23 protein-coding genes are annotated in these 22,788 nt (G+C 73.1%); 15 read left to right on the forward strand and 8 right to left on the reverse strand.

What is annotated here, in order from left to right; genetic code table 11:
* The coding region (locus ACIP4Z_RS28195; RefSeq protein ID WP_355335748.1) for a biotin carboxylase N-terminal domain-containing protein at positions 1–84 on the reverse strand (84 nt) is incomplete at its 3' end.
* 456 nt (positions 85–540) lie between these two features.
* Between ACIP4Z_RS28195 and ACIP4Z_RS28200 the strand changes: the two genes are divergently transcribed.
* Entirely contained in the window at positions 541–1,005 is a 465-nt protein-coding gene (locus ACIP4Z_RS28200; protein ID WP_355349849.1) for a hypothetical protein, read from the forward strand.
* 87 nt (positions 1,006–1,092) lie between these two features.
* Here ACIP4Z_RS28200 and ACIP4Z_RS28205 read toward each other — a convergent pair whose 3' ends face one another.
* The 4 genes from ACIP4Z_RS28205 to ACIP4Z_RS28220 all read right to left on the reverse strand — a co-directional run bounded on the left by ACIP4Z_RS28205 (position 1,093) and on the right by ACIP4Z_RS28220 (position 3,960).
* Positions 1,093–1,698 carry a nucleoside triphosphate pyrophosphatase gene (locus ACIP4Z_RS28205; RefSeq protein ID WP_355349852.1) on the reverse strand — a complete coding sequence of 202 codons (606 nt, stop codon included), beginning with the start codon at positions 1,696–1,698 and terminating at the stop codon, positions 1,093–1,095.
* 154 nt (positions 1,699–1,852) lie between these two features.
* Positions 1,853–1,984 carry a morphogenic membrane protein MmpB gene (gene mmpB / locus ACIP4Z_RS28210; RefSeq protein ID WP_262928358.1) on the reverse strand — a complete coding sequence of 44 codons (132 nt, stop codon included), beginning with the start codon at positions 1,982–1,984 and terminating at the stop codon, positions 1,853–1,855.
* A 100-nt stretch (positions 1,985–2,084) separates the two neighbouring features.
* Positions 2,085–2,291: an acyl-CoA carboxylase subunit epsilon gene (locus tag ACIP4Z_RS28215; protein ID WP_355349856.1), complete on the reverse strand. Its 207-nt coding sequence runs from the start codon at positions 2,289–2,291 to the stop codon at positions 2,085–2,087.
* A 79-nt stretch (positions 2,292–2,370) separates the two neighbouring features.
* Complete coding sequence (locus tag ACIP4Z_RS28220) at positions 2,371–3,960, reverse strand: acyl-CoA carboxylase subunit beta (RefSeq protein WP_401312805.1); 1,590 nt, start codon at positions 3,958–3,960, stop codon at positions 2,371–2,373.
* A gap of 133 nt (positions 3,961–4,093) precedes the next feature.
* On the opposite strand from ACIP4Z_RS28220, the gene ACIP4Z_RS28225 reads away from it, so the two are divergent.
* The 8 genes from ACIP4Z_RS28225 to hutH all read left to right on the forward strand — a co-directional run bounded on the left by ACIP4Z_RS28225 (position 4,094) and on the right by hutH (position 12,629).
* Positions 4,094–4,990, forward strand: a complete 897-nt coding sequence (locus tag ACIP4Z_RS28225) for a biotin--[acetyl-CoA-carboxylase] ligase (protein ID WP_391049059.1) — start codon at positions 4,094–4,096, stop codon at positions 4,988–4,990.
* A 378-nt stretch (positions 4,991–5,368) separates the two neighbouring features.
* Complete coding sequence (locus ACIP4Z_RS28230; protein WP_401313121.1) at positions 5,369–6,439, forward strand: adenylate/guanylate cyclase domain-containing protein; 1,071 nt, start codon at positions 5,369–5,371, stop codon at positions 6,437–6,439.
* Between the two features lie 183 nt (positions 6,440–6,622).
* Positions 6,623–7,138, forward strand: coding sequence for a GntR family transcriptional regulator (locus tag ACIP4Z_RS28235; RefSeq protein WP_401312808.1), 516 nt, complete (start codon positions 6,623–6,625; stop codon positions 7,136–7,138).
* Positions 7,135–8,058: an ATP-binding cassette domain-containing protein gene (locus tag ACIP4Z_RS28240; RefSeq protein WP_401312811.1), complete on the forward strand. Its 924-nt coding sequence runs from the start codon at positions 7,135–7,137 to the stop codon at positions 8,056–8,058. Before ACIP4Z_RS28235 ends, ACIP4Z_RS28240 begins: the two co-directional genes overlap by 4 nt.
* The gene (locus ACIP4Z_RS28245) at positions 8,058–8,756 is read left to right on the forward strand and encodes a hypothetical protein (RefSeq protein ID WP_401312814.1); all 699 of its coding nucleotides are present in this window, start codon (positions 8,058–8,060) and stop codon (positions 8,754–8,756) included. Before ACIP4Z_RS28240 ends, ACIP4Z_RS28245 begins: the two co-directional genes overlap by 1 nt.
* 133 nt (positions 8,757–8,889) lie before the next feature.
* Entirely contained in the window at positions 8,890–9,702 is an 813-nt protein-coding gene (locus tag ACIP4Z_RS28250; protein WP_355349874.1) for an enoyl-CoA hydratase-related protein, read from the forward strand.
* 112 nt (positions 9,703–9,814) lie between these two features.
* Positions 9,815–10,966 carry a sensor domain-containing diguanylate cyclase gene (locus ACIP4Z_RS28255; RefSeq protein WP_355349877.1) on the forward strand — a complete coding sequence of 384 codons (1,152 nt, stop codon included), beginning with the start codon at positions 9,815–9,817 and terminating at the stop codon, positions 10,964–10,966.
* Positions 10,967–11,075: 109 nt separating this feature from the next.
* A complete protein-coding gene (gene hutH / locus ACIP4Z_RS28260) occupies positions 11,076–12,629 on the forward strand; it encodes a histidine ammonia-lyase (protein WP_401312819.1) in 1,554 nt (517 codons plus the stop codon).
* Between the two features lie 37 nt (positions 12,630–12,666).
* Here the strand turns inward: hutH and ACIP4Z_RS28265 are convergent, their stop codons facing one another.
* Positions 12,667–12,981 carry a hypothetical protein gene (locus tag ACIP4Z_RS28265; protein ID WP_401312821.1) on the reverse strand — a complete coding sequence of 105 codons (315 nt, stop codon included), beginning with the start codon at positions 12,979–12,981 and terminating at the stop codon, positions 12,667–12,669.
* Positions 12,982–13,082: 101 nt separating this feature from the next.
* On the opposite strand from ACIP4Z_RS28265, the gene ACIP4Z_RS28270 reads away from it, so the two are divergent.
* Positions 13,083–13,433, forward strand: coding sequence for a hypothetical protein (locus tag ACIP4Z_RS28270; protein ID WP_391049076.1), 351 nt, complete (start codon positions 13,083–13,085; stop codon positions 13,431–13,433).
* 257 nt (positions 13,434–13,690) lie between these two features.
* Positions 13,691–15,031, forward strand: a complete 1,341-nt coding sequence (locus tag ACIP4Z_RS28275; protein ID WP_401312824.1) for an Ig-like domain-containing protein — start codon at positions 13,691–13,693, stop codon at positions 15,029–15,031.
* Positions 15,032–15,036: 5 nt separating this feature from the next.
* On the opposite strand, the gene ACIP4Z_RS28280 is transcribed toward ACIP4Z_RS28275, so the two are convergent.
* Complete coding sequence (locus tag ACIP4Z_RS28280; protein WP_355349892.1) at positions 15,037–16,167, reverse strand: ROK family transcriptional regulator; 1,131 nt, start codon at positions 16,165–16,167, stop codon at positions 15,037–15,039.
* Positions 16,168–16,955: 788 nt separating this feature from the next.
* Positions 16,956–18,377, reverse strand: coding sequence for a xylulokinase (xylB, locus tag ACIP4Z_RS28285; RefSeq protein ID WP_355349895.1), 1,422 nt, complete (start codon positions 18,375–18,377; stop codon positions 16,956–16,958).
* Positions 18,378–18,468: 91 nt separating this feature from the next.
* Between xylB and xylA the strand changes: the two genes are divergently transcribed.
* From xylA to ACIP4Z_RS28305, 4 genes are all read left to right on the forward strand, one after another.
* On the forward strand, positions 18,469–19,659 hold the full coding sequence (gene xylA, locus ACIP4Z_RS28290; protein WP_355349898.1) for a xylose isomerase: 1,191 nt from the start codon (positions 18,469–18,471) through the stop codon (positions 19,657–19,659).
* Positions 19,660–19,966: 307 nt separating this feature from the next.
* Positions 19,967–21,424 carry an ABC transporter permease gene (locus ACIP4Z_RS28295; protein ID WP_401312828.1) on the forward strand — a complete coding sequence of 486 codons (1,458 nt, stop codon included), beginning with the start codon at positions 19,967–19,969 and terminating at the stop codon, positions 21,422–21,424.
* Between the two features lie 24 nt (positions 21,425–21,448).
* Positions 21,449–22,132, forward strand: a complete 684-nt coding sequence (locus ACIP4Z_RS28300; protein ID WP_401312831.1) for an ABC transporter ATP-binding protein — start codon at positions 21,449–21,451, stop codon at positions 22,130–22,132.
* A gap of 166 nt (positions 22,133–22,298) precedes the next feature.
* Positions 22,299–22,694, forward strand: a complete 396-nt coding sequence (locus ACIP4Z_RS28305; protein WP_401312834.1) for a VOC family protein — start codon at positions 22,299–22,301, stop codon at positions 22,692–22,694.
* The last annotated feature ends 94 nt before the right edge of the window (positions 22,695–22,788 follow it).

Below are 22,788 nucleotides of genomic sequence, written 5' to 3' on the forward strand. Positions count from 1 at the left end.
CACACTCGCGATCCCCGCATCCCGGCAGGCACGGGCAACGCGGACAGCAATTTCACCGCGGTTCGCGATGAGCACCTTGCGCACGATGGCTCCCTCCTTGAAACAAGCCGAGTTTAGGTACTGGCCACACTTGGTGCCGAGGCACCCCTGCACGTGAGCTTCCCCACACGGAGGGTGATCCATGGGCCTGAAGAACCCGTGAACGCCTGCTCAGTCCACGGTACGGCCCCGCTCGGGCCGATGTCCCGCACTCATCGGTGTGGGGGAGATCTCCCTGTAAGTCTGCGAAGAGACCTGACGTTCTTTTGTGGAAACCCTACGAATAGCGAGCGGAATCTTTGCCGTCGGTGTTTCCCGGCCGGCCGCCGGTGTCCCCGAACGAGTGGGGTGACGTTCCGGATCGCGCGCGCCGGACTCCCCGTACGGGTGGAACGACCGGCGTGGCCAGACCCCTTGCCGCCGGTTGTACCGGTGAGTAGCCTGCGACAGGCGGGGGTACCAGCGGTAACCGGGCCCCGGACGACGGCCGAAGGGGACAGTGTGCGCAGAGGTATAGCCGTCGGCACCGCCGTGGTCCTTGTTCTCGAAGCCCTCACCATCGCCTTCGTGAACTGGATACTCGGCCTCGCCGTACGCCATCAGTCCATGTCGCTCGCCGGTCTCGACTCCGACGCCATGGCCATCGGATCGTGGGTGGGCGGCGCGCTGTTCGGCCTCTTCCTCATCCTGTGCGCGGTGCTCGTCGTGCGGATAGTGCGCCGCGACGAGATGACCGGCCGGGTCGCCAGGATCGTGCTCATCGTCTGCGCGGTGGTGCACGGCGTGGTCGGCGCGCTGGTCGTCGGCCTGATCGGCTGGTACGCGTTCGTGCTGATGATGGTGATACTGGGCGGCCTCGTCGCCACGCTGCTGATGTACGCGCCCGAGGACCGGCCACGGGAGGCCGCCGAGAGCGGGACCGCGAACGGCAACGGCGGCGAACTCCCGCCGCCCGCCACGGCCTGAGCGCTCCCGGAACCGGCCCAGGAACTGGCCCAGGACCGACCCCGGACCCAGGAACCGGCCCCGCCTCCCGCGCCCGCTGACGGCGGCTCAGACCCACAGGTCGGTGATCCGTACCCCCAGCTCGGCCAGCAGCCGCCGCAGCAGCGGCAGGGACAGACCGATCACGTTGCCCGCGTCGCCTTCGATGCCCTCCACGAAGGGCGCGGAGCGGCCGTCGAGGGTGAACGCGCCCGCCACGTACAGCGGTTCACCGCTCGCCACATACGCGGCGACCTCGTCGTCGTCCGGCGTCCCGAACCGTACGGTCGTGGACGCGGTCTCGGCGACCTGCTTGCCGCTCGCGGTGTCGATCACGCAGTGCCCGGTCCGCAGCACCCCGCTGCGCCCGCGCATCGCCTGCCAGCGCGCCACCGCCTCGGCCGCGTCCGCGGGCTTGCCCAGCGCCTGGCCGTCGAGTTCGAGTACGGAGTCGCAGCCGATCACCAGCTCGCCGCCGTCGAGCGCGCCGCTCCCGGCCACCGCGTTGGCCTTCGCCTCGGCCAGTACGCGGGCCAGTTCGGCGGGCGTGGCGGCCGTGATCGCGTCCTCGTCGACACCGCTGACGATCACGCGCGGGTCGAGGCCCGCCTGTTTCAGCAGCCCGAGCCGGGCGGGCGAGGCGGACGCGAGGACAAGGGTTCTGGAGCTGCTCATCGGCCCATCGTAGGCACCGACACCCGTACGGGGGACGCCGGTTCAGGACGCGGGTTCACGGCCGCGTCCGGGGCGGCTGGCGGCGCCGGCGCGGGCCGTTCTCCGGGCCGGTCCTGGCCGTTCTCCGGGCCGGTCCTGGCCGGGGCGCGCGGGTTCACGACCTCCAGGTCGCCACCAGCATGACCACGGCGGCTGCCAGCGCGATCACCAGCATCGCGCGGCGCAGCATCGCCTGCGCCTTGCGCATCTCCTCCGGCGGTTCGTCCCGCGGGTCCGACCACAACATGTCTCCAGGGTTGCGCCCCGGCGAACCGGAGCGCCTGAGTACGGATACTCAGGATCACCCTGTTACTGGTGTGACATCCGCCGCCGACCCGACATTCCGCTCACGCGGGCCACGCCGACGCCCGCCACGCGCCGGGCCCCGGCGCCGGTACGCCGCGCGGCACATTGCGCGCCGGGTCGGCCCAGCCGTCCAGCGGGGCCGGGCCGTCGGCGCTCTTCCCGGCCGCCGCGGCCCGCGCCTGGACGAGGGCGACGACGGCCGCCAGTTCCTCGGGGGTCGGGCTGCCCCGCTCCACCTTGATCACCATGAGCGCTCTCCTCCTCGGCTCGCGGGTCCCTGCCTGGCGAGTCCCGCGGGTCCTCGCCCCCGGGCCCCGCGCGGTCCGTCTACAGCGGGATGTTGCCGTGCTTCTTCGGCGGCAGGCTCTCCCGCTTGTTGCGCAGCGTCCGCAGCGCCTTCACGAGCTGCGCGCGGGTCTGGGAGGGCGCGATGACCGCGTCCACGTAGCCGCGCTCCGCGGCGATGTACGGATTCAGCAGCGTGTCCTCGTAGTCCGCGATGAGCCGCGCCCGCAGCTCCTCCGCCTCCTGCGGGGTGGCCGCCTCCGCCAGCGTGCGGCGGTGCAGGATGTTGATGGCGCCCTGCGCGCCCATCACCGCGATCTGGGCCGTGGGCCAGGCCAGGTTCAGGTCCGCGCCCAGGTGCTTGGAGCCCATCACGTCGTACGCGCCGCCGTACGCCTTTCGAGTGATGATCGTGATCAGCGGAACCGTGGCCTCGGCGTACGCGTAGATCAATTTGGCACCGCGGCGGATGATGCCGTCCCACTCCTGACTGGTGCCGGGGAGAAAACCGGGAACGTCGACGAAAGTGACCACGGGGATGTTGAAGCTGTCGCAGGTCCGCACGAAACGCGCCGCCTTCTCGGAGGCGTTGATGTCGAGACAGCCCGCGAATTGGAGCGGCTGGTTGGCGACCACACCCACGGGACGGCCTTCGACACGGCCGAGACCGGTGAGGATGTTCGGCGCGAACAGCGCCTGGGTCTCCAGGAATTCGCCGTCGTCCAGGACATGCTCGATCACCTTGTGCATGTCGTACGGCTGATTCGCCGAGTCCGGGATCAGCGTGTCCAGTTCGAGGTCCTCGTCCGTGACCGCCAGATCCGCCTCGGCGGCGAAGGACGGCGCCTCCTGGAGGTTGTTGCTCGGCAGGTACGACAGCAGCGCCTTGACGTACTCGAAGGCGTCCTTCTCGTCACCGGCCAGGTGATGCGCGTTCCCCGACGTCGAGTTGTGGGTACGGGCGCCGCCCAGCTCCTCCATGCCGACGTCCTCGCCGGTCACCGTCTTGATCACATCGGGACCCGTGATGAACATGTGCGAGGTCTGGTCGACCATCACCACGAAGTCGGTGATCGCGGGGGAGTACACCGCGCCGCCCGCGCACGGGCCCATGATCAGGCTGATCTGCGGGATCACCCCGGAGGCGTGGGTGTTGCGGCGGAAGATCTCGCCGTACATGCCGAGCGAGGTGACGCCCTCCTGGATGCGGGCGCCGCCGGAGTCGTTGATGCCGATCACCGGGCAGCCGGTCTTCAGCGCGAAGTCCATCACCTTGACGATCTTCTCGCCGTAGACCTCGCCGAGCGCGCCGCCGAAGACCGTGAAGTCCTGCGAGAACACCGCGACCGGGCGGCCCTCGACCGTGCCGTAGCCGGTGACGACACCGTCGCCGTACGGCCGGTTGCTCTCCAGGCCGAAGTTGGTCGAGCGGTGCCGCGCCAGCTCGTCCAGCTCGGTGAACGACCCCTCGTCCAGGAGCAGTTCGATCCGCTCGCGGGCCGTGCCCTTCCCCTTGGCGTGCTGCTTGTCCACCGCGCGCCCGGAGCCCGCGTGCGTCGCCTCCTCGATACGGCGGCGCAGGTCCGCGAGCTTGCCCGCGGTGGTGTGGATGTCGTGTTCCTGCTCGGACATGGAGGCGGCTCTCCTGCTCTCGGCGGGACTTGCTGACTGGCCGGTAACGCTGTTCCGTAGCGTAGTGGCGACTCTGGGGTACGAGCAGTGCGGCGTTGGACACACTCCGGTACCCGCCTCATAGGGTGAGGACATGACGCCCAGCCGCTGGTCCGACCTGGAACGACCGCCGCTCAACGCCGCCGCGCTGCGGCGCGCCGTGGTCACCCCCGACGCGCTGTGGACCGCGCTGGACGTGGTGGACGCCACCGGCTCCACCAACAGCGACCTGGCCGCCCGCGCCGCGCGGGGCGCCCCCGAGGGGGCGGTCCTCGTGGCCGAGGAGCAGACCGCGGGCCGCGGACGGCTGGACCGCCGCTGGTCGGCGCCGCCGCGCTCCGGGCTCTTCTTCTCGGTACTGCTCCGACCGGGTGGCGCCATGGCCGCCCGTACCGCGCCCGACGGCACGCCGCTCCCGGCGCACGCCCCGGTGCCGGTGCACCGCTGGGGCTGGCTGCCGCTGCTCGCCGGGGTCGCCACCGCCACCGCCCTGTCGCGGGCCGCGGGCGTCGACACGGCACTCAAGTGGCCCAACGACCTGCTGGTCACCGTGGACGGCGAGGAACGCAAGGCGGGCGGCATCCTCGCCGAGCGCGCGGGCGACGACGGCGTCGTCATCGGCATCGGCCTCAATGTGTCGCTGCGCGCCGCCGAGCTGCCCGTCCCCACCGCCGCGTCCCTCGCCCTGGCCGGGGCCAAGGGCACCGACCGCGACCCGCTGCTGCGGGCGGTCCTGCGCTCGCTGGCCGACTGGTACGGCGCCTGGCGCGCGGAGGACGGCGACCCCGCCGCGTCCCGGCTCCAGCAGACCTACGCGGCGGGCTGCGCCACCCTGGGCCGGGAGGTCCGCGCGGAGCTGCCGGGCGACAAGGAACTGGCCGGTACCGCGGTCGGGATCGACGGCGACGGCCGCCTGGTGATCGCCACCCCGGACGGCGCCGAGCAGCCGGTCGCCGCGGGCGACGTCGTCCACCTCAGGCCCGCGCGCTGACGCGGCGGGACACCGCCGCGGAGACCGGCTCGCGCGCCGTTCCGTCGCGCGTCACGGGTGTCTCACCGGCGCCCTGGTGAGAGTGAGCCACGGCACACCTGCCGTATCGTTGAGGGGCTGCGTCGTCTCGATGATCGGAAGGGCTGTGCGCAGGGATTCCTCAAGGGCTGGGCGGTGAGCGTGGAGAACGCGGGCACCCCGCCAGACGAGCCGCACGACTCGGATCCGGGTGCCGCCCCGGAGCCGGACGGCGTCGATCCCGCCGACCCTCCGATCGCACCGGACGCCGCGGACGTACCCGACCCCGTGAACGCGCCGGATCCGGCCGATTCCGTCGACGGCACGGACGCGTCAGACCCGGCCGACCCGGCCGATCCAGTGGATCCGGTCGATCTTGAGGAGCAGGGGGAGCCGGGGGAGCCGGGCGAGTCGGGGGAGCACCCGCTGGCGCTGCGCCTGGAACAGCTCATCCTCGGCGCGCCCCGCCGCTACACCCCCTTCCAGGCCGCCCGCACCGCGGGCGTCTCCATGGACCTGGCCTCCCGCTTCTGGCGGGCCATGGGCTTCGCCGACATCGGCCAGGCGCGCGCGCTCACCGAGGCGGACGTCCTCGCCCTGCGGCGGCTGGCCGGCCTGGTCGAGGCGGGGCTGCTCAGCGAGTCGATGGCCATCCAGGTCGCCCGCTCCACCGGCCAGACCACGGCCCGGCTCGCCGACTGGCAGACCGACTCCTTCCTCGAAGGTCTCACCGAGCCGCCCGAACCGGGGATGACCCGCGCGGAAGTCGCGTACCCGCTGGTCGAACTCCTCCTGCCGGAACTGGAGGAGTTCCTCATCTACGTCTGGCGCCGCCAGGTCGCCGCCGCCACCAGCCGGGTCGTGCAGTCCGACGACGAGGAGGCTGTCGACCGGCGGCTGGCCGTCGGCTTCGCCGACCTCGTCGGCTTCACCCGGCTCACCCGGCGCCTGGAGGAGGAGGAACTGGGCGAGCTGGTCGAGGCGTTCGAGACCACGGCCGCCGACCAGGTCGCCGCGTACGGCGGACGGCTGATCAAGACCCTCGGCGACGAAGTCCTCTTCGTCGCCGACGACCCCGGCACCGCCGCCGAGATCGGCATACGCCTCATCGAGACCATGACCGGCGACGACAGCATGCCCGCCCTGCGCGTCGGCATGGCCTTCGGCACCGTCACCACCCGCATGGGCGACGTCTTCGGCACCACCGTGAACCTCGCCTCCCGGCTCACCTCGATAGCGCCGCGCGACGCCGTCCTCGTCGACGGCGACTTCGCCGAGGCGCTGGGCGAGGCCGGTGACGCGCCGCTGTCCGAGGCGGACGTGGACGCCACCGAGGCGGAGAAGTACCGCTTCGCCCTCCAGCCGATGTGGCGCCGCCCCGTGCGCGGCCTCGGCGTCGTCGAGCCCTGGCTGCTCTCCCGCCGGGACTGAGGTCCGCTCCGCCCCGACCGCGCCACGGGCGCGCGCTCCGGCCTGCCCGCGCGCCGCGTCCCTGACGCCGTGTCCCGCTTCCGCCGGGTCACCCGACATCCCTTCGCCTCTTTTGGCGTGCCCTCTTGCCCACCCTGTTGGTTCCTTAGTACGGTAGGGAACCACCAGAGCAACGGAGGCAGGATGTCACTCCTGGAAGAGGGCGGGCCGATCTTCGCCCAGATCGCGGCCGAGCTGGCGAATCAGATCGCCGACGGGACGGTGGGCGAGGGCGAGCGCGTCGCGTCGAGCAACGAGCTCGCGGTCTTCTACCGGGTCAACCCGGCCACCGCGGCCCGCGCGCTCACCGTCCTGTCGGACGAGGATCTGGTGGAGAAGCGGCGCGGCGTCGGCATGTTCGTCGCCCAGGGCGCGCGGGACCGGCTGGTGCGGGGCAGGCGGCGGCGCTTCGCGGACCGGTACGTACGGCCGCTGGCGGTCGAGGCGGCGCGGCTCGGGATCGGGCAGGACGAACTGCTCGGCCTGCTGCGCGACGAGCTGGCCTCGGTCGCGGTGACGTCGCAGGCGGCGGGCGCCACCGCGCCGCACTCCGCGCCGTCCGTCGGAACACCGGCCGCCACGACCGCTGGCGCGACCGCCCCGCCTGGTACCACGGCCGCCACCACGACCACGGCGGCGACGGTCGGGGGCGACGTATGAGCCCGGTCGTCTCGCTGACCGGCGTCGGACGCGCCTTCCGCGACCACCAGGCGCTCACCGACGTCGGCTTCGAGCTGGACACGCCGTGCATCGCCGGACTGGTGGGCCGCAACGGCGCGGGGAAGACGACGCTGCTGCGCATCCTGGCGGGCCAGGAGATCGCCACCTCCGGGACCGTGCACGCCTTCGGCGCCCGGCCGTTGGAGAACGACGCGGTGCTGCGCCGGATGATCCTCGTCCGCGAGGACCAGACGTACCCCGACCTGAAGGTGCGGCACGCCGTCGCGGCGGCCTCGCTGCTCTACCCGAACTGGGACAAGGAGCTGGCGGGCACGCTGCTGGACGCGTACGAGCTGCCGCCGACCCGGCCGATCAAGAAGCTCTCGCGCGGCATGCGGACCGCCCTCGGCATCATCATCGGGCTGGCCGCCCGCGCCGAACTCACGCTGTTCGACGAGCCGTACGCGGGCCTCGACGCGGTCGCCCGCTCGCTCTTCTACGACCAGCTCCTCGCCGACTACGCCGCCCACCCCCGGTGCGTCGTGCTCTCGACCCACCTCATCGACGAGGCCGCCGAACTCCTCGACCGCGTCCTGGTCCTGGACCGCGGCCGGCTGGTCCTCGACGCGCCGACCGAGGAACTGCGCGGCACCGCCACGACCGTCACCGGCCCGGCCACCGCCGTGGACCGCTTCATCGCCGCCCGTGCGACGCTGAGCCGCCGCACGATGGGCGCGCAGACCAGGGCGGTGATGGTAGGCCGCCTGGACGACCGCGACCGCGAGCTGGCCGCACACCTGCGCCTGCGCCTGGAGGAGTGCACCCTCCAGCAGCTCGCGGTCCACGCGGCCGAGCGCCACGGCGCGCCCGGCGCCGGACCCCACGACCCGTCCGGCCTCACGACTGCGAGGGCATCCTGATGCGTCCCACCCCGGTGCTCTCCGTCGTCCGGTATCTGCTGCTGGACCGCTTCACCTACCTCGTCCTGCCCTGGGAGTGGGCCGCCTTCGGCTTCGTCCTGGACGTGGTGATCCTGCGGCTCACCCCGGCGGCCCACGCCGACCACCGCTGGGTCGGCGGCCTGGCCGCGGCCTTCCTCGTGATGTTCGCCGTGGGCCTCCAGACCGTCGCCCGCGCGCTGCCGTTCGCCCTCACCCTCGGTGTCAGCAGACGCACCTACCTGCGCGGCGTCACCGCCCTGGCCGGGGCCCTCGCCGTGACCTTCGGGCTGGTCGTCGCGGTCGGCCAGGTCCTCGAACGCGCGACCGGCGGCTGGGGCATGCGCATGGCCTACTTCCGCGTCCCGTTCCTGCTGGACGGCGCATGGTACGTCTCGTGGCTCACCGCCGCCGTCGCCTTCTTCCTGCTGTTCGTCTACGGGATGTGGTACGGCCTGGTCTTCCGCCGCGCCGGGTTGCCCGGCACCACGGCCTTCGGCGGGGCGCAGCTCGGGGTGCTGGCCCTGGTCGCGCTGATCGCCACATGGGCGCACGGCTGGAAGGGCATAGGCCACTTCTTCGCCGGGCTCACCGCCCTGGGGGTCACCGGGGTCCTCGCGGCCGTCGTCGCCGTGCTGCTGGCCGGGGGATTCACGACCGTCCACCGTATGACCGTATGAATCCGACGTGAGGCGAGCGCCGTCCGGCCCTGTGCGGTGCGAGCGCCGTCCGGACCGGTGCGACCGTGCCGTCCTCCGCGGGGAGGGGGATGGCAGGATGGGGGTTCACGGTCGTTAACCGGAGGGCGGGCGAATGGAAGCGCAGGGGACGGCGGAACGGCGGTTCGGGGAGTGGGTGGCGGTCCGCCGGCACGGCGACCGCGTCGCGGAACTGGTGCTCGACCGGCCGAAGGCGATGAACGCCGTCTCCACGCGGATGGCCGTCGCGATCGGCGACGCCTGCGCGGCGCTGGCGGCCGACCCCGGTGTCAGCGTCACGGTCCTGACGTCCACCCATGACAAGGCGTTCTGCGTCGGCGCCGACCTCAAGGAGCGCAACGCGTTCACCGACGCCGACCTCGTACGCCAGCGCCCGCACACCAGGGCCGCGTACACCGGCGTCCTGGAACTGCCGATGCCCGCCGTCGCGGCGGTGCACGGCTACGCGCTCGGCGGCGGCTTCGAGCTGGCGCTCGCCTGTGACGTGATCGTGGCCGACGAGACGGCCGTCGTCGGCCTGCCCGAGGTCTCGGTAGGCGTCATCCCGGGCGGCGGCGGTACCCAACTGCTGCCCCGCAGGGTCGGCGCCGCCCGTGCGGCGGAACTGGTCTTCACCGCCCGCCGCGTACCGGCCGCCGAGGCGCTCGCCCTCGGCCTGGTGGACCAGCTCGCGGCCGGGAACGACGCCCGCGCCGAGGCGCTGGCGCTGGCCGACCGGATCGCCGCGAATTCGCCGGTCGGCCTGCGCTCGGCCAAGCGCGCGCTGCGCCTGGGCCAGGGCCTCGACCTGCGCGCCGGGCTGGAGATCGAGGACGCCGCCTGGCGCGCCACCGCCTTCTCCGCCGACCGCGCGGAAGGCGTGGCCGCCTTCAACGACAAGCGGCCCCCGCGGTGGCCCGGCGCGTGATCGCCGCGCGCGGCCACTGTGCGTAGTCGCCGACGGGCGGGCGCAGCGCCGAACGGGCTCCGTTCGGCGCAGCCAGCGCTCCAAACCGGACAAACCTCCCTAGCCTGGACAGATGGTGGACGGGACGGCCGATCTCCGGCTTCGAGCGGTCGTCGAGCTGGCACAGGCACTGGCGACCGAACAGACGCCGCTGGCCGCGGTACGGGCCGGGGCGCGGCGGGCGCGGCTCGCGATGGACGCGTCCTTCGCGGCGATCTCGACGTGGGAGCGGGAGACCGGGCGGCTGCGGGTCCTGGTCAACGACGGGGAGCTGGCGCCCGGCGAGGAGCCGGAGCCGGACGACGAGTCGTACTCGGTGCACGACTTCCCGGAGATCGTGGAGTTCCTGCACGGTGAGTGGGCGCGCGGCGGCGAGCCGCACGCCTGGGTCGAGACCGCCGAAGGAACCGGCGCGTCGCCCGGCGGCAGCAGTTGGGGCCGGGCCGCGGCGCTGCGGCGGCGCGGACGCGGCTCCTGCGTGGTCGCGCCGATCGTGCTGCACGGCAGGGCGTGGGGCGAGCTGTACGTGGCCAGGCGCGCCGGGGTGTCCGGCTTCGACCGCGGGGACGCCGACTTCGCGACGGTGCTGGCCGCCGTCATCGCCTCCGGGATCGCCCAGACCGAACGGCTCGCCGAGGTGCAGCGGCTGGCCTTCACCGACCCGCTGACCGGGCTCGGCAACCGCCGGGCCGTGGACGTACGCCTCGACGAGGCGCTGGAACGGCACCGGGCGGACGGGGCCGTGGTCAGCCTCGTGGTGTGCGACCTCAACGGTCTGAAGAAGGTCAACGACCGGCTCGGGCACGCCGTCGGCGACCGGCTGCTGGAACGATTCGGCTCGCTGCTCTCGCTGTGCGGCGCCATGCTTCCCGGCAGCCTGGCCGCCCGCCTCGGCGGTGACGAATTCTGCGTCGTGGCCGTCGGGCAGGAGCCGGACGAGGTGGTCGCGGCGGCTGACGAGCTGTGCGGGCGGGCCGCGCAGCTCGAAGTCGGCGAGGGCGTGGCCTGCGGCGTGGCGTCCACCGGCGATCCGATCGGGCCCGTGCGCTCGGCGCGGCGGCTGTTCCGGCTGGCCGACGCGGCGCAGTACCAGGCCAAGGCGCTGCGCGCGGCGCACCCCGTCGTCGCGGGGCGCGCCGGGCCCGAGGACCCCGTCGTGCGGCTCGCCGACTCGCCGCCGGCCCGCGAGGGCGAGCGCCGCCGCATCCGCGGCAACCGTCCTTAGGGCGTGTCCGCGACGTCCCGTCCGGCCGGGACCCGCGGGGGCGGGGCCGGAGAGTGCTGGTCGCAGAGGGGAGTGACAGGGCGGCTTTCAGTGCTTAGGGTGCGTGAATATGAATATGCATAACGTGGTCATCGGTGCGCACGGCGCCCCCGCCGACGACGTACTCGCCGTGGCGCGCGACGGCGCGCGGGTGGAGCTGGCGCCGGAAGCGCTGGCGGGGATCGCCAGGGCGCGTGAGGTGATCGAGGCGCTGGCGGCGAAGCCCGAGCCGGTCTACGGGGTGTCGACGGGCTTCGGGGCCCTGGCGGTACGGCACATCAGCCCGGAGCTGCGGGCCCAGTTGCAGCGCAGCCTCGTACGGTCGCACGCGGCGGGGATGGGCCCGGCGGTGGAGCGCGAGGTGGTCCGCGGGCTGATGTTCCTGCGGCTGAAGACGCTGGCGTCCGGCCGTACCGGGGTGCGCCCGGTGGTCGCGGAGACGATGGCGGCACTGCTGAACGCCGGGATCACGCCCGTCGTCCACGAATACGGCTCGCTCGGCTGCTCGGGCGACCTCGCCCCGCTGGCGCACTGCGCGCAGGTGCTGATGGGCGAGGGCGAGGCGGAGGGCCCGGACGGTACGGTGCGCCCCGCCGCGGAACTCCTCGCGGAGCACGGCATCGAGCCGGTCGTCCTGCGGGAGAAGGAGGGCCTGGCCCTCATCAACGGCACCGACGGCATGCTCGGCATGCTGGTGATGGCCTGCGCCGACCTGGCCCGGCTCTTCACCGCGGCCGACATCACCGCCGCGCTGACCCTGGAGGCCCTGCTCGGCACCGAGAAGGTCCTCGCCCCCGAGCTGCACGCGATCCGCCCGCACCCCGGCCAGGCGGCCAGCGCCGAGAACATGCGCCGGGTGCTGGAGGGTTCCGGGCTCACCGGCCACCACCAGGACGACGCGCCGCGCGTGCAGGACGCGTACTCCATCCGCTGCGCCCCGCAGGTCGCGGGCGCGGGCCGCGACACCCTCGCGCACGCCCGCCTGGTCGCCGAGCGCGAACTGGCCGCCGCCGTCGACAATCCGGTGGTCCTCGAGGACGGCCGGGTCGAGTCCAACGGCAACTTCCACGGCGCGCCGGTCGCGTACGTCCTGGACTTCCTCGCCATCGCCGCCGCCGACCTCGGCTCCATCGCGGAGCGCCGCACCGACCGGCTGCTGGACAAGAACCGCTCGCACGGCCTGCCGCCGTTCCTGGCCGACGACCCCGGCCTCGACTCCGGTCTGATGATCGCCCAGTACACGCAGGCCGCGCTGGTCAGCGACATGAAGCGGCTCGCGGTGCCCGCGTCGGTGGACTCGATCCCGTCCTCCGCGATGCAGGAGGACCACGTCTCCATGGGCTGGTCGGCGGCGCGCAAGCTCCGTACGGCCGTCGACAACCTCACCCGGATCATCGCCGTCGAGATGTACGCGGCCACCCGCGCGCTGGAGATCAGGACCACGACGGGCGAGCAGCGCCCGGCGCCCGCTTCGGCCGCGGTCCTGGCGGCGGTACGCGCGGCGGGCGTGCTGGGCGCGGGCCCCGACCGCTTCCTGTCACCGGACCTGGAGGCGGCCTACCACTTCGTACGGGCCGGAGAGCTGGCGCGCGCGGCGGAGTCGGTCACCGGCCCGCTCGCGTGAATCCGTGAGCGGAACGGCGACCGTGTGAGCGACGCCGTCAGAAGCTCTGGCGGGTGCGGCGGCCGGCGTTGACGATCAGCCCCGCGCCCGCCACCAGGAACGCGGCACCGCCGATGAGATACGGCTTGGTGTCGATGCTGCCGGTGTCGGCGAGGCCGATCTGCTCCGCGGCGGTGCGCGTGGTGGCCGTACTGGCCGTGTTGGCCGTGCTTGTCGTACGGGTGTGGGCCGCGGTCTTCGTGTGCGCGGAGGTCGCGGCGTCGTCGGGACTCGCGCTCGCGGACGGGACGAAGAACAGCGCCGCGAGCGCGGCGGCGGCTGCTGCGGCGACATAGGGACGGGGCGAGGTCAACGGATCCCCCAGCTGGTGCGGCGAATTGACCGTAGGGGCAGATGGTAGTGACTTGGTGTGGCTCGTGGGAAGCCGCGGCGAAGGCGCTTACGCTCCGTGGCATGAGCGCTACTGAGATTCCCCGCGGCGAGAGCGGTCCGCGGTACGTACGACTCCAGGTGGAACTCGTCCTGGAGGTCTCCGGGCCCGACGAGCTGCGCGGCGCGGCCCTGGACCACATCGGCGCCGACGAGTTCATGCCGCCGCAGGAACGGCTGCACGCCCGCGACGCCGTCGGCAAGGACGAGTCGGAGGCGCTGGCGTACCTCGTCGACCCGGCCGACCTGCTCTCGGCCGTGCCGGGCGTCGACCTCGTCCAGGCGTCGTGGTCGTGCGCGCACACCGAGTACGACCCGGACTCCGACGAGTGGGACCTCGACGAGGAGGACGCGGACGGGGACGCCGAGGACTAGGGCCTGTCCGGGGGTCCGGCGGCGCCGGAAGCGGAGCCGGACGCTCCGCGCCGACCGGCCCGCAGGCGGCGCCGGGACAACCCCTCCCACCTGCGCGAACGCGCCGCCTCCCGTCGCGTGCGGCCGGAAACGGCCCGCGTGCGTTACCCCACAATTCCGGCACTCGGGGCACGGTTACCGGTGTCGGCCTGTTTTCATGGCATGTGGACGAAGCTCGTCATTCACCCGCGAGCGACCCCAGCCCATTGGAGACACGCGTGACGCCGCCCGACAACGCACATGCCCCCGCCAAGCGCTCGCCCTTCACCCGCCGCCGCGCACTCGCGGCCGCCGCGGTGCTGATCGGCGGTGCCGTCACGCTGACGGCGTGCGGCGGCGGAGGCGGCGGTGGCGACAAGGCCGCGGGCGGCGACAAACCGACCAGCTCCGCCAGCTCGTCCCCGTCTGCCGGGCAGTCCCCGTCGGCCGCCGCCCAGTCCAAGGAGGACGCCGCGGCGGCGAAGCAGGCGTCCGACGCGAAGATCACCATCACGCCCAAGGACGGCAGCACCGGCGCGAGCATCCACAACGACGCCAAGGTCACGGTGGCGGGCGGCACCCTCACCTCGGTCACCATGACGTCCAAGGCCACCGGCAACAAGATCGCGGGCACCATATCCGCCGACCGCACGAGCTGGACCCCGGACGTCGCGCTGGCCCGCGGCACGCAGTACGCGATATCGGCCGCCGCCACCGACTCCCAGGGCCGTACGGCCGCGGCGAACGGCACCTTCTCGACCGTCTCCGCCGCCAGCAGCTTCATCGGCTATTTCACGCCGGAGGACGGCTCCACCGTCGGCGTCGGCATGCCGGTCTCGATCAACTTCGACAAGGCGATCACCAACCGCGCCGCCGTCGAGGCCGCGGTCTCGGTGACCTCCAGCAGCGGCCAGCGGGTCGAGGGCCACTGGTTCAGCTCCACCCGGCTCGACTTCCGCCCCCAGCAGTACTGGCAGGCGGGCTCGCACGTCTCCCTCAAGCTGAAGCTCGACGGCGTCAAGGGCGGCGCGGGTATCTACGGCGTCCAGGACAAGACGGTGAACTTCACCGTCGGCCGCTCCCAGGTCTCCACCGTCGACGCCGCGACCCACCAGATGACCGTCGTCCGCGACGGCAAGGTCCTCAAGACCATCCCGATCTCCGCGGGCGCCCCGGACCACAGCACGTACAACGGCCAGATGGTCATCTCCGAGAAGTACCAGACCACGCGGATGAACGGCGCGACGGTCGGCTTCACCGAGGACGACGGCAAGGGCGAGTACGACATCCCCGACGTCCCGCACGCCATGCGGCTCAGCAACTCCGGGACCTTCATCCACGGCAACTACTGGGGCAGCAAGTCGATCTTCGGCGCCACCAACACCAGCCACGGCTGCGTGGGCCTGAGCGACACCAAGGGCGGCAAGGACCCCAACACCCCGGCCGCCTGGTTCTACAACAACTCCATGGTCGGTGACGTCGTCATCGTCAAGGACTCCGCCGACAAGACGATCCAGCCGGACAACGGGCTCAACGGCTGGAACCTGTCCTGGGCGGCGTGGACGGCTCCGCAGGCGTAAGGCTTTCACGCCTCCTGCTGGAGGGCCCAGCTCGCCGGGTCCTCCAGCACCGTGCGGACGGAGCTGTACGCCGCGCCCCGCAGCACCCCGTCGCGGCCCAGCCTGGACGTCACCACGTCCTCAGGGCGCCACTGCCGGTCGGTGACGCGGGCCGCCAGCTCCCGCCGGACGCCCGGCAGCAGCCACGGCGCCAGTTCGGCCAGCGGGCCGCCGACCACCACCGCCTGCGGGTCCAGCAGGTTCACCGCGCCGCTCAGCGCGATGCCGAGCGCCGCGCCCGCCTCCTCCAGCGCCTTCAGCGCCGCCGGGTCGCCGTCGGCCGCCGCCGCCCGCAGTGCCGGGCCGCCGCCCGCGCCCACCCCGGCCGCCCGCAGCAGCGCCTCCTCGCCCGCGTACGTCTCCAGGCAGCCGTGCGCGCCGCACGAGCACAAGGGGCCGTCCGGGTGCACCGGTACGTGGCCCAGCTCGCCCGCGAAGCCGCGGGCGCCGCGGAACAGGCGGCCCTCCACGACGAGGGCTGCGCCGATGCCGATCTCCGCGGAGACGTGCACGAAGTCCGCGAGCCTCTCGTGGCCGCCGAGCCACAATTCGGCGAGCGCGCCGAGATTCGCCTCGTTCTCCACGACCGTGCCCTCGCCGAGGGGGGCCGCGACGGCCACGTCCTCCCAGCCCAGGTTCGGGGCGCGCAGGACCGTGCCGCGGTCCTTTCCGACCAGGCCGGGGACCGCCACTGTCGTGGCGACCGGGCGCAGGCCGCTCCCGGCCGCCTCCCTGGTCACCTTCGCCGTCAACTCGGCCAGTTCCGCCAGCACTTCGGCGGCCGGGCGGCCGCGGTTCGCCGCCTTCGCCTCGGCGTGGCAGCGGACGGTGCCGCGCAGGTCCACCACGCAGGCGGCCAGGTGGTCGACGCCGACCTCGGCGCCGAGGCCGGCGGGGCCGCGTTCGCTCAGGGCCAGGGCGGTGCCGGGGCGGCCGACGGTGCCGGGGCGCTGCGCGCCGCGCTCTTCCACCAGGCCGGCCGCCAGCAGTTCGTCCACCAGCGTCGAGACGGTCGCCCTCGTCAGGCCGACCTCTGCCGCGACGGCGGCGCGCGTGACGTTCTCGCCTGCGGCGAGGGCACGCATGACCAGTGCCATGTTGCGGCGCCTCAGGCCCGCTTGCGCGCCCATTCCCTTACCCACGCCGTCCTCCATCCCATCCCCCCAAGTATGTGCGGCTGCGCCGCGGCGGTGTTCTCTGCCCGCCCGCCCACCCGTGCGGGTGTTTTCTTCGTCTGCGGGTGCCGCTTGTGCCTGGGTCGGTGCCGGTCCGGGGCACCTCCTCGAAATGCGGCTACCTGGTCTCCTGTATCCGGCACCCTTCTTGTCACCGCATTTCTGCGGGGGCACCCCGGCCCGTCCCCTCCCGGTACGTCGGCGTCCGCCTGCCGGTGGGGGTTGCCGGGGGAGGGGGGTTCTTTCGGCGGGCCGCCCTGCGCCGGTCCCCCCTCCCGGTGAGTCGGAATGCTCGTGCCCTTCCTCCAAGAGCCCAACGAAGCCCCTGCCACCCCCCCCAGCACCCGCACCCCCCGCCCACCCGACTGGACGTCGGGTGGCTCGGGTCCCGGGCTCCCCCCCACCCCCTTGCGCCCACCCCGCCGGAGGGTTGGGCGTCGCAGGGCCCGCACCCCCTCCCACCCCCTCCCCCCCAGCCACAGCGGACAGGCGGACGCCGACGGGCGAGGAGGGGACGGTGCGGGGTGCCCCCGCAGGGGGACGAACGGGCAAGGGCTGGACGTCATGGAAGTGGCCGCAGGTTCGTCGCCCGAGGAGGTGCCCCGGGCCGGGACCGACCAGGCACAGGCGGCACCCGCAGACGAAGAAAGCACTCGCACGGGTGGGCGGGTGGGAAAGAAACGGGCGCCGCCCCCAGAAAGGCGGCGGGGTCAGCGGCCGGCCGCCAGCGGGAGCGCGGAGGAGAGGCGGGCGAGCGCAGCGTCATCGCGGGGAAGGGGCGGGTGGAGAGCCCCGGCCGCGGTACCCCAGCGGAGCGCGACGGCGGAGGGAGACTCCTTGGTGAGGAGAGCCGCGGCCTGGGCGGCGGCGCCCAGCGCGACCAGCTCCGCGGCACGCGGCACCTGAACGGCCCGCCCCGAAAGGCGGCGGACGGTGTCGAGCCAGGCCGCGCCCCGGGCGCCGCCGCCGATGAGGAGAAGGGGCTGGTCGGAGGGGGCGGAGTCCACGGCGAGCACCTGGTCGAGGGCGGAGAGAAGCGCGTAGACGGCCCCGTCGTAGGCGGCCTGGAGCACCTGTCCGGCGGACGTGTCGTGGCGCAGGCCGGTCAGCAGCCCCGAGGCGTACGGCAGGTTGGGAGTGCGCTCACCGTCGAGGAAGGGGAGGAAGGCGACGGAGCCGCCGGGCTCCACCTCCTCCCGGTCGAGCCGCAGGAGCGCGGCCACCTTGTCGACGGCCAGCGTGCAGTTGAGGGTGCAGGCCAGCGGCAGCCAGCCCCCGTCGGCGGCGGCGAAACCCGCCACGGTCCCGGACGCGTCGGTGGGCCGCCGCCGCGAAACGGCGTAGACCGTACCGGAGGTACCGAGGCTGAGGACGGCGCGTCCGGGCTCGAGGCCGAGGCCCAGCGCGGCGGCGGCGTTGTCGCCGGTGCCGGAGGCGACGAGGGTGCCGGGCCGCAGGGGCAGACCGGCGGAGACGGTGCCCGCCTCCTCGCCGGGTCCGAGGACGGTCGGGAGCAGCGCGGGGTCGAGCCCGATCTCGGCGAGCAGCCCGTCGTCGTAGGTCTCGGTGCCCGAGGCCCACCAGCCGGTGCCGGAGACGTCGCCGCGGTCGGTGACGGCGGCGCCGCCGAGCCGCTCGGTGAGGAAGTCGTGGGGGAGGCGTACGGCCGCGGCGGCCGCCGCGACCTCGGGCTCGTGCTCGGTGAGCCATGCCCACTTGGCGGCGGTGAAGCTGGCCGCGGGGACGGAGCCGAAGCGCTCGGCCCACCACTGCGCGCCGTGCCGTTCGACGAGCGCGGCGGCCTGCGGCGCGGACCGTACGTCGTTCCAGAGCAGCGCGGGCCGCAGCGGGCGTCCGGCGGCGTCGAGGACGACCAGCCCGTGCTGCTGCCCGCCGACCGATATCGCCTCGGCGCGCGCCGCGTACTCCCCGGTCTGCCCGATCGCGTCGCGCAGCGCCGTCCACCACACCTCGGGGTCGGTCTCGCGTCCGGCCCCCGAGCTGACCGTGTGCGGTGCCTGCCCGGCGGCCAGGACGGCGCCGCTGTCCACGTCGACGGCCAGCACTTTCGTGGACTGCGTGGAGCTGTCCACCCCGAGCACGACCCGTCCCGTCCCTGCTTTCGACCCCATGCGATTCCCGATCCCTTCGCGAGCGCCACTTCCCATCGCTGGTCTCGCATACTAATTTGTTTAACAGTCTGACGAATAGGAGCCAGTCGCAATGACTTCCGAGAGTCTTACCCCGGCCCCCGAGCACAAGTTCACCTTCGGCCTGTGGACCGTCGGCTGGCAGGGCCGCGACCCGTTCGGCGACGCCACCCGCGCCCCGCTGGACCCGGTCGAGTCCGTCAACCGGCTCTCCGAGCTGGGCGCGTACGGCGTCACCTTCCACGACGACGACCTGATCCCGTTCGGCTCGACGGACGCGGAGCGCGACGCGCTGGTCAAGCGGTTCCGGCAGGCGCTGGACACCACCGGGATGACCACCCCGATGCTGACCACGAACCTCTTCACGCACCCGGTCTTCAAGGACGGCGCCTTCACCGCCAACGACCGCGACGTCCGCCGCTTCGCCCTCCGCAAGACCCTCCGCAACATCGACCTCGCCGCCGAGCTGGGCGCGGAGACGTATGTGGCGTGGGGCGGCCGGGAGGGCGCGGAGTCCGGCGGCGCCAAGGACGTACGGCTGGCGCTCGACCGGATGAAGGAGGCGTTCGACCTGCTCGGCGAGTACGTCACCGAGCAGGGCTACAACCTGCGGTTCGCGGTCGAGCCGAAGCCGAACGAGCCGCGCGGCGACATCCTGCTGCCGACCGTCGGCCACGCGCTGGCCTTCATCAACTCGCTGGAGCGCCCCGACATCGTCGGCGTCAACCCCGAGGTCGGCCACGAGCAGATGGCCGGGCTCAACTTCCCGCACGGCATCGCCCAGGCGCTGTGGCACGGCAAGCTCTTCCACATCGACCTCAACGGCCAGACCGGCATCAAGTACGACCAGGACCTCCGCTTCGGCGCGGGCGACCTGCGCTCCGCCTTCTGGCTGGTCGACCTGCTGGAGACCGCCGGATACCAGGGGCCGCGGCACTTCGACTTCAAGCCGCCGCGTACCGAGGACTACGACGGGGTGTGGGCGTCGGCCGCGGGCTGCATGCGCAACTACCTGATCCTCAAGGAGCGCGCCGCCGCCTTCCGCGCCGACCCCGAGGTGCAGGCCGCGCTGCGGGCCTCGCGCCTGGACGAGCTGGCCCTGCCGACGCTCGGCGCGGAGGACACGCTGGGCGGACGGCTGGCCGGACTGCTCGCCGACCGCGGCGCGTACGAGGACTTCGACGTCACGGCGGCGGCCGAGCGGGGCATGGCCTTCGAAGCGCTCGACCAGCTCGCCATGGACCACCTGCTGGGTGTCCGCTGACCGGGGGCAGGCGGCCCGGCCCGCGGTGATTCCCGCGGGGTGCGGGTCGCACCCCGCGTCAGACTTCCCGAGCGAACTGTCACGGGCCTGTGCAGGGCCCGTGGGAGAGCTGTTCAAGGAACTCCTCACCCGGGCTTTATCCCCGGCTCATCGCGGCACCCTGTTTCTCAGCACTCCCTCACACCCGCCTCACCGGAACGTCACCGCTGATTCCTAGCGTTCGCGGCAGCGGGAGCGGAGTGGACGCACCCCCTCCTCGCGTCCACTCCACTCCCGGCTCCACCCACTGCCACCCACGAGGAATCGGATGTTCTTCACGTATCTCCGGCGCGAGCTGCGCCGCCGACGCAAGGCGGCACTCGTCGTCGCCCTGGGCCTCGCGCTCGGCATCGGGCTGGTCATCACCGTCAACTCCGTCTCGTCCGGCATGGGCCAGGCGCAGGACAAGGTCCTCCAGTCGCTGTACGGCCTCGGTACGGACATGACCGTCACCAAGGCCGCGCCCGCCGCCACCGCGAGCGGCGGTACGACCCGCCCCAAGTTCGACTTCGACGCGAACAGCGACGGAAAGACGCAGAGCAGTGACCGCGTCATGGTCCAGGGCTTCCAGACGCTGGCGTCCTCGGCCGTCGGCAAGGTGAGCGGCCAGCAGCACGTCGCGGGCGCGGTCGGCGGCCTCAGCCTCCAAGTGCTCAAGATCGACGGCTCGTTCACGCAAGGACAGTTCCAGCAGAAGCAGGGCACCTCCGGCGGCAGCGGCGGCGGGCGCGGCGGCGGGAACACCCCGCCGCAGGGCGAAGTCCGGGGCGGCGGCGCGCAGTTCGACGCCAACAGCTACACGCTGTACGGCGTCGATGTCTCCAACCTCGCGCTCGGCCCGCTGACTTCGTCGAAGATCACCTCGGGCACCACCTTCACCGCCGCCCAGGCGGACGCCGAGGTCGCCGTGGCCGACTCCGCGTACGCCAAGGAGAACAAGCTCTCGGTCGGCTCGACGGTCACCGTCAAGGACACGAAGTACAAGGTCATCGGCATCGCGACCGCCGACAGCGGCCAGGCGGCGGCCAACCTCTACCTGCCGCTGAAACAGGCCCAGACGCTCTCGGACTCCGCGGACAAGATCACCACGGTGTACGTCAAGGCGTCCGGCTCGCAGCAGATCGACAGCGTCAAGTCGGCCATCCAGAAGAACATTTCGGGGACCACGGTCACCACCTCGGCCGATCTGGCCTCCACCGTCTCCGGCTCGCTGTCGACGGCGTCCTCGCTCGCCACCAACGTCGGCAAGTGGCTGTCGATCGCCGTCCTCGTCGCGGCCTTCCTGGTCGCGGGGCTGCTCACCTCCTCCGCCGTCAGCAGGCGGGTACGGGAATTCGGCACGCTCAAGGCGCTCGGCTGGAAGAGCGGCCGGGTCACCCGGCAGGTGATGGGCGAAGCGCTGGTCAACGGGCTGCTCGGCGGTGTCCTCGGCATCGCGCTCGGCCTGGCGGGGGCGTACGCGGTCACCGCGATCAGCCCGACGCTCAGCGCTCAACTCGGCTCCAACGGAGGCGGTGGCGGCGCAGGCGGCGGTGGCGGCGGCTTCGGCGGCCCGGCCCGTTCCGCCGCCAAGACCGTCGACATCGCGCTGAGCGCCCCGGTCAGCGTCCACACCATCGCCCTCGCCGTCGGCCTGGCCGTCGCGGGCGGCCTGATCGCGGGCGCCTTCGGCGGCTGGCGCGCCTCCCGGCTGCGCCCCGCCGACGCCCTGCGCCGCGTCGAATAGCCCCTCGTCCAGAAGGAATTGACCATGTATCAGTTGACCGGCGTGACCAAGCGCTACCGGCGCGGCAAGGCCACCGTGGACGCCCTCAAGGGCATCGACCTGGCCATCGCCGACGGCGACCAGCTTGTCATCCAGGGCCCCACCGGCGGCGGCAAGTCCACGCTCCTCCAGATGCTCGGCGGCCTCGACCGCCCGACATCGGGCGCCGTGGAACTGGACGGCGTCGACCTCGCCAAGCTCGGCGAGGCCAAGCTCACCAAGGTGCGGTCGGAGAACATCGGCTTCATCTTCCAGAGCTTCAACCTCATCCCGACCCTCACCGCGCAGGAGAACGTCGAGACCGCCCTCGTACCCATGGGGGTCAAGGGCGCGGCCCGCCGCGAACGCGCCGCGCGGTCACTGGAGTCGGTGGGCCTCGGCGAACGGCTGACCCACCTGCCGTCCGAGCTCTCCGGCGGCCAGCAGCAGCGCGTCGCCATCGCCCGCGCCCTGGTCAAGGAGCCCAAGGTGCTGCTCGCCGACGAGCCCACCGGCAACCTCGACGAGGGCACCCGCGACGACATCATGGGCCTGCTCGAAGGGCTCTGGCGCGACCGCGGCCTCACCTTCATCCTCGTCACCCACGACTCGGGCATCGCCAAGCGGGCGCCGCGGCTGGCGACGATCAGGAAGGGGACGCTGACGCTGCGCGAGCGCACAGCCGCCTGAGTCGGGAGCGCGGCGGGCCCCCCGCCTCCCCTCCGCCGGTCGATCCGTCCGGCGGCGGAGAGGCGGCGCCGCGTTGTCGGTGCCCGGTGCCACGCTGGACCGCGGACGGGCCGCACGCCCGAGAGGCGGGCCGGCCCGCCCGGCCCGCCGCGACCAGGGGAGACCGATGCCAGAGCCGACCGCACCACTGCGTACGACCTTCACCGCCGTCGTCCTCGACGCGCCCGACGCGACGGCGCTCGCCGACTTCTACCGGCGGCTGCTCGGCTGGGAGGTCACCGCGCGGGAGCCCGACTGGGTCAAGCTCAACCCGCCCGGCGGCGGCACGGGCCTGTCCTTCCAGACCGAGCCCCTCTACACCCCGCCGACCTGGCCCTCCGCCCCCGCCGCGCAGCAGATGATGCTGCATCTCGACTTCGAGGTCACCGACCTCTCGGCGGGCACCGCCACCGCCCTGGCCTGCGGCGCCACCCTCGCCGCGTACCAGCCGGAGGACGACACGCGGATCTTCCTCGACCCGGCCGGTCACCCCTTCTGCCTCTGGGTGCGCACTGACGTCTGAGCCCCGCCGGGACCGGGGCCGCGGAGCCTCAGGACCCGCGCCGGGCCCGCTCCCGCCGACCCGCGCGGGAATCTCTTCGAGAAGATCCCGGATT

This window comes from Streptomyces sp. NPDC088910 (assembly GCF_044749865.1).
Taxonomy (GTDB): domain Bacteria; phylum Actinomycetota; class Actinomycetes; order Streptomycetales; family Streptomycetaceae; genus Actinacidiphila.